This window comes from Nocardia sp. NPDC049707 (assembly GCF_040674855.1).
Lineage (GTDB): Bacteria > Actinomycetota > Actinomycetes > Mycobacteriales > Mycobacteriaceae > Nocardia.
The window spans coordinates 129929-141221 of record NZ_JBFANN010000003.1 but is presented as its reverse complement, the minus strand read 5'-3'; the positions used below and the strand labels follow the sequence as shown (position 1 = coordinate 141221).

General features: G+C 65.7%; 14 protein-coding genes. 9 read left to right on the top strand and 5 right to left on the bottom strand.

Annotated elements, in window-relative coordinates:
• The first annotated feature begins 185 nt into the window (after positions 1 to 185).
• Together AB0J29_RS04960 and AB0J29_RS04955 are read left to right on the top strand one after the other, a co-directional pair.
• Entirely contained in the window at positions 186 to 1172 is a 987-nt protein-coding gene (locus AB0J29_RS04960) for an ATP-binding cassette domain-containing protein (RefSeq protein WP_364779385.1), read from the top strand.
• A complete protein-coding gene (locus AB0J29_RS04955; RefSeq protein ID WP_364779382.1) occupies positions 1172 to 2038 on the top strand; it encodes an ABC transporter permease in 867 nt (288 codons plus the stop codon). The genes AB0J29_RS04960 and AB0J29_RS04955 overlap by 1 nt, the downstream gene beginning before the upstream one ends.
• 328 nt (positions 2039 to 2366) lie before the next feature.
• Here AB0J29_RS04955 and AB0J29_RS04950 read toward each other — a convergent pair whose 3' ends face one another.
• Complete coding sequence (locus AB0J29_RS04950) at positions 2367 to 2702, bottom strand: RNA polymerase-binding protein RbpA (protein WP_364495313.1); 336 nt, start codon at positions 2700 to 2702, stop codon at positions 2367 to 2369.
• Between the two features lie 293 nt (positions 2703 to 2995).
• On the opposite strand from AB0J29_RS04950, the gene AB0J29_RS04945 reads away from it, so the two are divergent.
• On the top strand, positions 2996 to 3322 hold the full coding sequence (locus tag AB0J29_RS04945; RefSeq protein WP_364779379.1) for a hypothetical protein: 327 nt from the start codon (positions 2996 to 2998) through the stop codon (positions 3320 to 3322).
• Between the two features lie 10 nt (positions 3323 to 3332).
• On the opposite strand, the gene AB0J29_RS04940 is transcribed toward AB0J29_RS04945, so the two are convergent.
• The 3 genes from AB0J29_RS04940 to AB0J29_RS04930 form a co-directional block, all read right to left on the bottom strand.
• Positions 3333 to 3875 carry a YaeQ family protein gene (locus AB0J29_RS04940; RefSeq protein WP_364779376.1) on the bottom strand — a complete coding sequence of 181 codons (543 nt, stop codon included), beginning with the start codon at positions 3873 to 3875 and terminating at the stop codon, positions 3333 to 3335.
• Between the two features lie 12 nt (positions 3876 to 3887).
• A complete protein-coding gene (locus AB0J29_RS04935) occupies positions 3888 to 4979 on the bottom strand; it encodes a hypothetical protein (protein ID WP_364779373.1) in 1092 nt (363 codons plus the stop codon).
• Between the two features lie 151 nt (positions 4980 to 5130).
• Positions 5131 to 5826, bottom strand: coding sequence for a M23 family metallopeptidase (locus tag AB0J29_RS04930; RefSeq protein ID WP_364779370.1), 696 nt, complete (start codon positions 5824 to 5826; stop codon positions 5131 to 5133).
• 182 nt (positions 5827 to 6008) lie between these two features.
• On the opposite strand from AB0J29_RS04930, the gene AB0J29_RS04925 reads away from it, so the two are divergent.
• Positions 6009 to 6332, top strand: coding sequence for a metalloregulator ArsR/SmtB family transcription factor (locus AB0J29_RS04925; RefSeq protein WP_364779367.1), 324 nt, complete (start codon positions 6009 to 6011; stop codon positions 6330 to 6332).
• A gap of 14 nt (positions 6333 to 6346) precedes the next feature.
• Here AB0J29_RS04925 and AB0J29_RS04920 read toward each other — a convergent pair whose 3' ends face one another.
• Entirely contained in the window at positions 6347 to 7333 is a 987-nt protein-coding gene (locus tag AB0J29_RS04920) for a glycosyltransferase family 9 protein (RefSeq protein ID WP_364779364.1), read from the bottom strand.
• A gap of 200 nt (positions 7334 to 7533) precedes the next feature.
• Here AB0J29_RS04920 and AB0J29_RS04915 point away from each other — a divergent pair, with 200 nt between their 5' ends.
• From AB0J29_RS04915 to AB0J29_RS04895, 5 genes are all read left to right on the top strand, one after another.
• Complete coding sequence (locus AB0J29_RS04915; protein ID WP_364779361.1) at positions 7534 to 7944, top strand: VOC family protein; 411 nt, start codon at positions 7534 to 7536, stop codon at positions 7942 to 7944.
• Positions 7945 to 8018: 74 nt separating this feature from the next.
• Positions 8019 to 8597, top strand: a complete 579-nt coding sequence (locus AB0J29_RS04910) for an HdeD family acid-resistance protein (RefSeq protein ID WP_364779358.1) — start codon at positions 8019 to 8021, stop codon at positions 8595 to 8597.
• Between the two features lie 115 nt (positions 8598 to 8712).
• The gene (locus AB0J29_RS04905; RefSeq protein WP_364779355.1) at positions 8713 to 9072 is read left to right on the top strand and encodes an Rv2640c family ArsR-like transcriptional regulator; all 360 of its coding nucleotides are present in this window, start codon (positions 8713 to 8715) and stop codon (positions 9070 to 9072) included.
• A gap of 214 nt (positions 9073 to 9286) precedes the next feature.
• A complete protein-coding gene (locus tag AB0J29_RS04900) occupies positions 9287 to 9988 on the top strand; it encodes a response regulator transcription factor (protein WP_364779352.1) in 702 nt (233 codons plus the stop codon).
• The gene (locus tag AB0J29_RS04895) at positions 9985 to 11088 is read left to right on the top strand and encodes an ATP-binding protein (RefSeq protein ID WP_364779349.1); all 1104 of its coding nucleotides are present in this window, start codon (positions 9985 to 9987) and stop codon (positions 11086 to 11088) included. The genes AB0J29_RS04900 and AB0J29_RS04895 overlap by 4 nt, the downstream gene beginning before the upstream one ends.
• Positions 11089 to 11293: the final 205 nt, after the last annotated feature.

The following is an 11293-nucleotide window of genomic DNA, read 5'->3' as shown; positions in this document are numbered from 1 at the left end:
CTGGTGTTACCAGGCGGATTCGCGCGAGATACCGCGGACTACTGCGCGGGGCCGCGACGTCGGTCGAGAGAGTTGGAGTAGGAGCGAGTCGTGAGCGAATGCGGTGAATCGACAGGCCATGAGCAGTTCGTGACAGGCCCGGCGAGAGTGTGGGCACAGGGGGCGATGGGTCGGCAGGTAGCGTCGTGAGTCTGGCGGTAGAGGTGCTCGGGCTGGTCAAGACTTACGGCCGGCTGCGAGTGCTGGACGAGATCGACCTGCAGATTCCGGCGGGCACGGTGATGGCGCTGCTCGGGCCGAACGGTGCGGGTAAGACGACGACGGTGCGCATCGTGACCACCCTGCTGCGGCCTTGTGCCGGATCGGTGCGGGTGGCCGGTATCGATGTCTTGCACGATCCGGCGGCCGCGCGGCGGCGCATCGGGCTGTCCGGTCAGTACGCGGCGGTCGACGCCAACCTGACCGGGTATGAGAATCTGCGCATGGTGGCGCGGCTGTACGGAATGTCGCAGCGGCAGGCTACAGCGCGCGCGGCGGAGTTGCTGAGCTCTTTCGGACTGGACCATGCCGCGCACCGCCGCGCGGGTACCTATTCTGGCGGTATGGCGCGGCGGCTCGACCTGGCCGGGGCATTGGTGGCGCGGCCGGCGGTGGTGGTGCTCGACGAGCCGACCACCGGACTGGATCCGCGCGGCCGTCTCGATATGTGGGGCGTCATCGGCGATCTCGTCGACGACGGCACCACGGTCCTGCTCACCACCCAGTATCTGGAGGAGGCCGACCAACTCGCCGACCGCATCACGGTCATCGATCGCGGGCAGGTCATCGCCAAGGGTTCGGCCGACGAGCTGAAGACCTCCATCGGTGGCGACCGGCTCACCGTCACGCTGGCCGCAGGCCAGGACGTGCTGCCCCCGCTGACGATCCTCGCGCAGGTCGGTATCGGTGAGCCGACCCATGATCGGGGCGCGGACGAAGTGTCCATCGTGGTTGCCGACGGCACCCGAACCATGGTCGAAGCGCTGCGCAGGCTCGACGATGCCGGGGTGTGCGTGGTCGACGCCAGGGTGCATCGGCCCAGTCTCGACGACGTATTCCTGTCCCTTACCGGCACCACCGCGCACGAACTCGAGCCGGAAACCGACGATGTACAAGAGGAGATCTTGTCTTGATGAGCACCGCAGTCGCGCGCGCCGAAGCGGAACCGACCGCGAAAACCGAATCCCCGCAGGAGATTCCGCAGCCCCACGCCCGGATCGTCCGGGACAGCGCCATCGTCGCCTACCGTAATCTGCTGACCATACTGCGGGTTCCGACCCTGCTGGTGACCGCGACTATCCAGCCGCTGATGTTCGTCTTTCTGTTCGCATACATCTTCGGCGCCTCACTCGGCGGCGGCCAATATCGCGAATTCTTGCTCGCCGGAATCTTCACCCAGACAGTCGCTTTCAACGCCGCCTTCACCACGGTCGGCCTGGCGGGCGATCTGGAAAAGGGCATCATCGACCGCATGCGCACACTGCCGATGTCGCGGCTGGCGGTGCTGATGGGCCGCACACTCTCGGATCTGGTGGTGAATATCGTGAGCCTGGCTGTCATGGTCGGCTGCGGCTATATCGTCGGCTGGCGTATCAACGGCGGGATCGCCGATGCCGTACTGGCTTTCGCGATAATCCTGCTGTTCGCTTTCGCCATGTCCTGGGTCGGGGCTATCACCGGTCTGCTCGCACCTACCATCGAGGTTGCGCAAAGTGCGGGCTTGATCTGGCTGTTCCCGCTGACATTCATCTCCTCGGCCTTCATCTCCGCGGAATCGCTGCCGGGCCCGCTGCGCGCCGTCGCCGAATGGAACCCCATTACCGCAGTTTCCGCCGCCGGCCGGAAGCTCTTCGACAATGGGGCACCACCTGCGTTCGGCACCCCAACCGGTTGGCCTGCCGACCACTGCATCGAGTACGCGGTGGCGTGTTCCCTCGCCATCCTGGTGGTGGTCGTGCCGTTGGCTCTGCTGCGCTACCGCAAGGTCGCCAGCAAGTAGTGCTCGCGGTGGCGGTGCGCCGGCAGCGAGTCGAATGAAACGGTGACGCCTACTGCCCCAGCCGCCATGCAGCGTCAGGTCGGTGCCGAAGGCCGGTCCCCAGCACGTCTTCTGGCAGCTGCGCGCCTGCTATACCGGTGTGCAGCTGCCACAAACGGCATCCCAAACCTCGGGCTCGAGGGAAATACGTTACCCGCCACCGGGACTGGGGTACGAGAAAGGCCGCCTGCACCAGCTGATACAAGCGGCCTTCTCACGTCTTCGAAGGTTCCTGCGCAGTTCCGCCCACAACCTCCGTCACGAAGATCTCGGAGAGCCCGGAGGAAACCTAAACCCGACGCCGGGTCTTCAACAGGTCGAGCCGCTCTTTCAGCAGCTCCTCGAGCTCCTCCTTGCTGCGACGCTCCAGCAGCATGTCCCAGTGCGTGCGCGGCGGCTTGACCTTCTTGGTCTCCTGGGTGGTGCCCTCCATGAGGGTGCCCTCCTGGCCGTTGCGGCAGAGCCAGGTCGGGGGGATCTCGGCGTCGTCGGCGAAGGGGACGTCGAACTCCTCGCCGTTATCGGTCCGGTACCGAGCAACCCGTCGTGGGGCCAGGTCGTGGTCGCGATCGGTTTCGTAGCTCACCGCTCCGAGCCGACTTCCCCGGAGTACGCGATCTGCCATGGTGTGCCTCTCCCTGTGTGCTCGAGTCTTGTTGCGCTGCGACCGCGTCCTTCGTCGGTCACTACCGGACGAACGCGTGACGCTCGCTGGACCTTAGATGTAACGATCGTGCCTGCGCCAATAGTTCCCCATCGGCGCTGGCCCTTTCGAGCGACCTGCAAGCAGTCGCCAGCGCGGGGCCAACCGTTGCATTGTAGTGGGTGTCCCGGCCGGACTCCGCCACGCCCGCGCCGCGCCGGCAAACCAGGGTCGGGCGTCTCATTCGGTCGGCATAACCATTAGGGTTCTGCGTCATGTCGCGCCGCGTGCTGTCCTGCTGCCTGTGGTGTGGGCGGGAGATCGTCGAATCGGAGGCCGGACGTCGTCGCCGGTACTGCCGTCAGTCCTGTCGCCAACGCGCCTACGAACACCGCAACAGCCTGAAGGGAACCGGAATTCCGGAAGATTCGGTGGTGCTGAGCGCCCAGGAGGCGGCCGATCTGGCCGACCGCTGGTTCGCCGCCCGCTGCGCCGCCGAGGACGTCGCCACCGCAATCGACGAGGGTGCCGATACCGAAGAGCTAGCGGCACTGAGCGCCACGCTGTTGACTCTCACCCGCGAGGCCGAACGGCTACGGTGACCGTCGACAGCTAGCCGAGTCCGCGCTCTTCGACCGATGTGCTCAGGCCAGTGCCATTGAGATCCAGGTACAGCAGTCGTTCGGTAATCGAGAGCGTAACCGCGTTGCGGCGTTCGATCGCGGCTACCGCGGAATCGATGAAGTCGCGATCGAAGCTATACAGCGGAATCGTTTCGGCGCGGTGGATCCGCTTACCGGCGAGCTGCGCGAGCACCTTGGCCGGGTCGCGATGGGTATAGATGGCAACGCGCTCGGCCGATTTGCTGCCGCGGTGTACGCGCTCGGCATCGGGTGCGCCGACCTCGATCCAGGCGGTGAGCCGTCCGGTGAGATCGCGCACCAGCACCGCGGGCTCGTCGGTGGACGAAACGCCCCCGTCACTGAAGGCAATGCCCTCCTCGTACTCGAGGCAGTAGGCGAGCAGTCGCGTCAGCATGAACTCGGCGGATTCGGACGGGTGGCGCGCAACCCGCAACTCCAACTCCTGATAGACGGCACGGTCGACGTCGGCGAGTTGGACGGCGAAGTTGTGCAGTGTCGCGTTGAGGGCCATAGGAGCAGGAGCTTAGTGAACGTCGCTACTACCCGCGGATGTGCGTGCCCGCGGCGAACGGTCGCACCGCGCTCCGGGCGTTGCCGCCGCGGTGTGCGCCCGCCAGTAGACGGCGAGGGTCAGCAGCGTAACCACCGAGATCAATACACCGACGGCGAACAGCGTTCGACCGTCCGGATGCACCAGTGACTGCGCCCGCATCGCCTGCCAGAGCACGATCGCGAGCAGCCCGGTATAGCCCGATGCGAACACACCGATCAATGCGGCGCGCGTGCGTTCGTCCCGCAGCCACGGATTGCGCGGCGCCAACCAGGCCAACGCGACAACCGCGAGCAGTAACACCTGAATGGCGTGCAGCCCGAGGAAATGCGGGATACGCAGATCGCCCCCGATGGTGCTCCAGCCCGTGATCGGCATACCGCCGACACCGTCACGTGCATTCAACGACGCAATGTCCAGCACGGTGTGTCCAGCCACCAACTCGACCACATTGCCATCGGCGTCGCGCACCAGCTGTTTCCCGGTGAACCCCATCAGGTACCCGAGGGCCATTCCGGCGACAGCAAGACCGAGTCCGGTGTGAATGGCCCGCGCGGTCGGCCGGTCCACCAGCCGCTGCCATGAAAGGATCAGCACGATAACGAGATTCGCGAAGAACAAGGCCGGCACACCGGACGCGAACACCAGCTGACCGATTGAATTCACCGCGTCGGTCTCGTCATTGAAATGGCTGTAGGTGCCGCGGGCGGCCTGCACCACGATGAACCCGACGTCCATGACTCCGGTGACGGCGAACACCGTTCCCATCCACCAGGTGACCCGACTTCCCCTGTGCGGCAGCGACAGCAGCCACGCCAGCGTGATTCCGTAGAGCACGAATGCGAGCCCGAACTTGAACGGCTTGAGCCACACGGATTCGTCGAGCAGCATCCGAGTGTCGAACACCATGCCAGCGGCCGAGAACAGGACCAGCGCGGCCATAGTGGCCACCATCCAGAGCAGTGGGCGGTGCAGGCGGCCACCGCGCGGCAGGTAGGGGGCGACAGCGGGACGGCGGTGGCGCGCGGAATTGCCAGGGGCGGAAAGGGTATCGATCGTCGGCATGAACCGACGGTAGAAATCCACGCCGCTCGGTCACGTCCCGCTGCGGCGCCATTCGCAGGTAGTACCGAGGTACTGGAATTCGGCCACCGGGTGCATGTGCAATCTGCTCATCGAATCGCGAATGCGCGGGTGGCCGAATCGGACGAGCCCGCTATTCCGAGGCGATGCCGACGGCGATACCGCGCGCGCCGAGCCAGGGCCTCGGATCGATCGGCGTGCCGTTGTCCGAGTGGATTTCGTAGTGCAGGTGCGGGCCGGTGGAGAAGCCACGGTTGCCGACGGTCGCGATGACATCGCCCGCGCGCACCTGCTGACCGACGGTGGCGAGAATATCGTTTACATGGCCGTAGATGCCGATGGTGCCGTCATCCTGCTGCACCCGCACCCACTGACCGAACCCGGAAGCCGGACCCGCATCGATGACGGTGCCGTCAGTGACCGCGGCGATCGGGGTCCCGATGGGGTCGGCGAAATCGAGGCCCGCGTGTTGCGCACCCCAGCGCATGCCGAAGTTGGATGTCAGCACGCCCTGGATGGGACGAACGGTGCGCGGCCGGGCCGCCTCCGCGGCTATGCGGTTCTGCTCCCAGACCACGGCCTCGGGAACGGTCTGGGGTATCTGGGCCTCGGGCGGGGTGAACGCGGTTAAAGTGGCGGCGCCCTCGGCCTGATCGGCCGACTGATCGGTCTTGGCGGTACTCCGGGGCTGTGTGTCGGGGTCCGCGGCGGACGTTACGCCGAGCGATGCGCTGACGATTGCGGCCGCGGCAACAACCCGGGTCGCGGCGCGGTTGCGGCGTGAACGGGTCCCGCCGAGACAATAAGGTAACGGTACGGTCACGGGCATGGCTTGAAGCTACGGGACCATCGTGAGGGTTCCGCTATCGTGTGGCAACCGTCACTTGTCGGCAAAAGCCCAGTTGGTTGATGACGAATAGGTAACGGAACGTCGTGGTGGGTGGTCCGCCTGGCGATATGTCGAATACTGCGGAATTGACCAGCATGATGTCAGGTGGTCACACTATTTCAGTGGCGACTAATGGAGTTCGTGCCATCGAGGCGCTCGCCGACCCGACCCGCCGGGCCATCTTCGAGGCATTGCCGACCGCTCCGCTGTCTGTCGGCGATCTGGCGAAGCTCGTCGGCGTGACGAGTTCGGCGGCCTCCCAGCATCTACGTGTACTGCGCGAGGCTCGCCTGGTGATGATGCGCCCGGACGGGAATCGGCGGTGGTACTTTCTGGATCCTCGCGGACTGGGCGATGCGCGCGATTATCTGGAGCAGTTCTGGCCCAGCGCGCTAGCGGCCTATGCCGCCGCTTTGAGCAACGCTCGCGCCGAGGGCGACACCTGAATATCGCTGTGAGGTCAACCCACGCGGCGATACGCCGTTCGCCCGCGATTGTTTCCGCTACCCGGCCACGCTCGCTTGGCGAGCTGCTTGTCGACTGCGCTGATCACCTCGGTGACGCCGATCCGCAGCAATCCGGGGTCAGGCGTATCGGCCATCGGATCGCCGAGCTGACCGGCCCACAGCATCGCATGCCTGCCGAGAAGATGCGGTGGCGGACCACCCCAGTGTGGCGGTGTCGGACCGAACAGCAAGACGGTGCGGGTGCCGAACGCGGTGGCCAGATGTGCGACGCCGGTATCGCCAGAGATGACCAGCGCGGCCTCGGCGACCGTGGCCGCGAGTTCGATGAGATTCTGCTCGCCGGCGAGCACCCGGTCCACGGGCAGCCCGCCACGGGCGGCGATATTCAGCGCGGTATAGCGCTCGGACTCGTCACCGGTGAGCACCACCTCGCGGCCGAGCACCAGCAGATGCCGTACAACCGCGGCAAACCGGTCCGGCGGCCAGCGGCGGGCCGGTGCACCCGCACCGACGTGCACCACGACACAATCGCGACGACTGGTGGTCGCGACCGGCGGGACGAGTCCGAGATTGCGGCGATCGGCGACGATGCCGTCGGATTCGAGCAGATGGCACCACCGCTCGACGTGGTGCATATCGGTCTGCCATTCCGGGCCGTCGAACTCCGGGAAGGCCGGATTGCGGTAGGAGAGGATGCGCCCGGGATCGGTCTTGGTGAGCGCGACGATGCTCTCGGCGCTCGGCCCGTGCAGATTCACCGCGAGTGCGGGTTCGGGAGCGTCCCAGCGCAGATCGCCGAGGTCAGCGGTGGGGATCATGGAGTCGACGGAGGCGATGAGGTCGACGATCGGCTTCAAACGGTGCGGAGCGGCTAGGATGATCTGATCGTGCGGTTTCGCCCGTCGCAGCGCGCGCAACGCGGGAACCGCGGTGAGCAGATCACCGAGGCCACGTGCCTGCAGCACGAGAACAACCGCCACCCTCTTCTCCTAGCCACCCGAGATCGCGAACCCGACCCACCCGCTTCACCTCATGGGTGCACACGACGAGAGCCACTGAGGGATGACTACCCGAGCCCCGTCGGCGATAAACGTGAGCGGGTAGCTCGTTATCGAGCCCGTGGTCGAGCCGGAGGACTAACCTCAGCGATGGCGGCCACTACCACCTAAGGAGCGTTTCCATGACCTCCCGACTCAATCCGTACATCAGTTTTTCGGACTCGGCGCGGACCGCATTGCAGTTCTATCGAGATGTGTTCGACGGCACGCTGACCATGCAGACCTTCGGGGATATGGGGGATAAGGACGCGCCTGGCGCGGAGCTGATCATGCACGGCATGCTGCAGACGCCGAGCGGATTCACGTTGATGGCTTCGGATACCCCGCCAGGTATGGAATACAAACCAGGAAGCAGCATTTCGATCAGTCTCAGCGGTGACGACGCCAAGGAACTGCGCGGCTACTGGGACAAGCTGTGCGCGGGTGGCACCGTGACCGTGCCGTTGGAGAAGCAGATGTGGGGCGACGAATTCGGCATGTGCCTGGACCGCTTCGGCGTCGCGTGGATGGTCAACATCTCAGCATCCGCCTAGTCCGGGCGGCCCGGTCAGGGCACTTGTCGAGCAAATCTCCAGAAAACCTCTGCTGCAAGTCCTAACATCACGTCATGACGACAAACAGCGTGCTAGAGGGTCCTCTGCAGTCGCTTGCGCGCAGTGCGTGGCAATCGGTTCTGGTCACCGGCATCCTGTCGGTGGTCCTCGGTGTGATGATCCTGGTCTGGCCCAATGTGACACTGGTGGCCGCTGGGATCATCTTCGGCATCTATCTGGTGGTGAGTGGCTTCCTGCAGCTGCTGGCCGCGTTCGGCACGCACACCAGCACCGGAATCCGAGTGCTGGCATTCATCAGTGGTGTCTTGTCGATCATCATCGGTATCTTCTGCTTCCGTAACGAGTTGGAGTCGATTCTTTTGCTCGGCCTGTGGATCGGCATCGGCTGGCTGTTCCGCGGTGTCGCGCTGCTGATGGCGGCGATCTCGGAGCCCGCGCTGCCGGGTCGAGGCTGGCAGGCTTTCTTCGGGATCCTTACCGCGATCGGTGGTGTCGTGCTGATCGTGTGGCCGGTCCAGTCGGTGGCGACGCTGGCGTTGGTCGCCGGGTGGTGGCTGATCATCCTGGGCATCGTGGAGATCGTCACCTCGTTCGGTGTCCGCAGGGATGCGAAGAAGCTCGCCCAGGTCTGAGATCTCGGATCGGCTAGCCGTCGCTCCCAGTGGCCGCCGCGGGCGTATTTCTGGTGCGGGACTGACCTTTTCGCCGCGCCTCCTCAGGGCTTTCGATGTGTGCCACGATATGGATATGCCGAAGACGCTACCTGCGCTCGATGTGTCCGCGCCGATCTGTTGCGCGCCGGTGGCGGCGGCTCCGGTCGACGAGCGGGTCGCGCTGGAAGTGGCATTGCGGCTGAAGGCGCTGGCAGATCCGGTGCGGGTCAAGCTGATGTCGCTACTGCTTTCCGAGCGGGACCGCACAGTCAACACCCGTGAGCTTGCCGCCGCGGTAGCGCTGGCGGAGTCGACGGTGAGCCATCATCTGGGGCAGTTGCGCGCCGCCGGGTTGGTGGAATCGGTGCGTCAGGGCATGACCGTTCAGCATGCGGCACGCCGGGATGCGTTGTCCGCCTTATGTTTCGTACTCGACCCGGAGTGCTGTCGCTAGCAGGAATCGGACACGCGTATCCCGATCCTGCCCATGGCAGCCATGTCCCCAACTGTCTGCTATGGGCACGGCTTTCTGGTGTTCGCTCTCGGTGAGACACGATGTGATCGCGTCGGCTCCGCCGTCGTCCGCGAGCACATGCGCCCGCGGTGCACACGGAATCTCCACAATTGGCGCGGCTTCTCTCCACAGCGGGTGGCTAGGGTTTCGGTTCATGGAACAGCACGGGGCGGGCAACGGGCAGGTGGCGCGACGGATTCTGGTGGTCGACGATGAGGTGACCATCGCGGAATCGGTGGCGGCGCGGCTGCGGGCCGAGGGATTCACCGTCGATCTGGCGCATGACGGGCCCGGTGCGGTCGCGGCGGCCGAGGCCGTTGTGCCCGATCTGGTCGTGCTGGATGTGATGCTGCCCGGCTTCGACGGTCTCGAGGTGTGCCGCCGCCTACAGGCCGCGCGCCCGATTCCGGTCTTGATGCTCACCGCGCGCACCGACGAAACCGATCAGCTCATCGGTCTCGGTGTCGGCGCGGACGACTACTTGACCAAGCCGTTCTCGCTTCGTGTCCTGGCCGCCCGAGTCCACGCTCTACTACGCCGCATGGACCGCGCCGCCGAACGCGACGTCGCCACCATCGTCGTCGGCGACCTGCGCATCGATGTGGAGCAGCGCCGCGTGTGGCGAGCCGATATGGAAGCCCAACTCACTCCGCTCGAATTCGACCTGCTGGCTCGCCTCGCCCGGCGTCCCCGCGTGGTACTGGCCCGGGAACGATTGCTCGAAGAGGTGTGGGACTGGGCCGACGCCGCGGGCACCCGGGCGGTCGACAGTCATATCAAGGCATTGCGCCGCAAGCTCGGCGCCGACGTCATCCGTACGGTGCATGGTGTCGGTTACGCGTTGGACGCACGATGAGCGGAGATTCCGGTTCCGATCGCGCTACCGGGGAGGTCGTGCGCGCCGGTGGGGCGTGGCGCGCGGCTGTTTCGCCGAAGCTGCGTGCGATATCGGACGCGGTCGCGGAGGTGCTGCCGCGACCGCTGGATCCGGTGACATCGATCAAGCTGAAGTTCGCGATTCTGATGCTCGGGTCGGCCGGGGTGGCATTCGGGTTCTTCCGGCTGCGGATCGGCTGGCTGCCACCGAAGACGACGATCACGGCGACGGTGATCGCGCTGATCACCTCGCAGATCCTCGCGCATGGTGCCACTCGGCCGCTGCGCGAGATGACGGCGGCGGCCAAGCGGATGGCGCAGGGTGACTACACCCGCCGGGTGCGGGCCAGCTCCCGCGACGAGATCGGGCAACTGGCCGTGGCCTTCAATCAGATGGCGGCCGACCTGGCCGCCGCCGACCAACAGCGCCGCGACCTGATCGCCAATGTCTCCCACGAACTGCGCACCCCGATCACCGCGCTGAATGCGGTGCTGGAGAACATGGTCGACGGCGTATCCGAACCCGACGACAAAACCCTGCGCACGGCACTCGCCCAAACCGAACGGCTCGGCCGCCTGGTCTCCGAACTGCTCGACCTGTCCACCATCGAATCCGGCGCTCGCGCGCTCGTCCGTGAAGAACTCAGCGTCGCACCGCTTTTGGTCGAGGTGGTCGCCGAGGCCGAGGTGGCCGCCGCAGCGCTCGGGCGTGGAGTGCGGTTCCGCACCGACGTGCAACCAAGCAGCGCAAGCGTTTTCGCAGACCGTGCACGTTTGCATCAGGTGTTGCTCAACCTGCTCGACAACGCCGCTCGCCACGGACCCGCCGGTGGGGAAGTCCGCATCGAGGCCCGCGTCGACCGCGGCGGTCTTGTCATCGACGTCCAAGACCAAGGCCCCGGCATACCGATCGCCGAGCGCGCCACCGTCTTCGACCGCTTCACCCGCGGCGGGCGCACCGATGGCGGTGGTACCGGACTCGGCCTTGCCATTTCGCGCTGGATAGTCGACCTACACGGCGGCACCATAGCCGTCGCCGATCCGGGCTCCCGCATTCGTGTGGTTCTCCCGGCCCCGTAACCGACTCCGAAATTCCGCTGCCCGGACCAACGACGTCCGGGACGATCCCGCACACCCATAGGAGGGACACCATGTCCGACGAACCCACAGCCGACCCATGGCAACCCGAATCATCCACGCCACCGATATCGCGGCCGAAGGTAGGAGCGGGATCGGCGCCGAGCGCTGCCGAGTCTTCGGCCGAAACAGGGCGGTTGAGGACACA

What these genes read in the sequence shown, in the direction of transcription:
- AB0J29_RS04955 (WP_364779382.1), top strand. Translation starts at nt 1,172, where the DNA reads ATGAGCACCGCAGTCGCGCGCGCCGAAGCGGAACCGACCGCGAAAACC.
- AB0J29_RS04950 (WP_364495313.1), bottom strand. Translation starts at nt 2,702, where the DNA reads ATGGCAGATCGCGTACTCCGGGGAAGTCGGCTCGGAGCGGTGAGCTAC.
- AB0J29_RS04945 (WP_364779379.1), top strand. Translation starts at nt 2,996, where the DNA reads ATGTCGCGCCGCGTGCTGTCCTGCTGCCTGTGGTGTGGGCGGGAGATC.
- AB0J29_RS04940 (WP_364779376.1), bottom strand. Translation starts at nt 3,875, where the DNA reads ATGGCCCTCAACGCGACACTGCACAACTTCGCCGTCCAACTCGCCGAC.
- AB0J29_RS04935 (WP_364779373.1), bottom strand. Translation starts at nt 4,979, where the DNA reads ATGCCGACGATCGATACCCTTTCCGCCCCTGGCAATTCCGCGCGCCAC.
- AB0J29_RS04930 (WP_364779370.1), bottom strand. Translation starts at nt 5,826, where the DNA reads ATGCCCGTGACCGTACCGTTACCTTATTGTCTCGGCGGGACCCGTTCA.
- AB0J29_RS04915 (WP_364779361.1), top strand. Translation starts at nt 7,534, where the DNA reads ATGACCTCCCGACTCAATCCGTACATCAGTTTTTCGGACTCGGCGCGG.
- AB0J29_RS04910 (WP_364779358.1), top strand. Translation starts at nt 8,019, where the DNA reads ATGACGACAAACAGCGTGCTAGAGGGTCCTCTGCAGTCGCTTGCGCGC.
- AB0J29_RS04905 (WP_364779355.1), top strand. Translation starts at nt 8,713, where the DNA reads ATGCCGAAGACGCTACCTGCGCTCGATGTGTCCGCGCCGATCTGTTGC.
- AB0J29_RS04900 (WP_364779352.1), top strand. Translation starts at nt 9,287, where the DNA reads ATGGAACAGCACGGGGCGGGCAACGGGCAGGTGGCGCGACGGATTCTG.
- AB0J29_RS04895 (WP_364779349.1), top strand. Translation starts at nt 9,985, where the DNA reads ATGAGCGGAGATTCCGGTTCCGATCGCGCTACCGGGGAGGTCGTGCGC.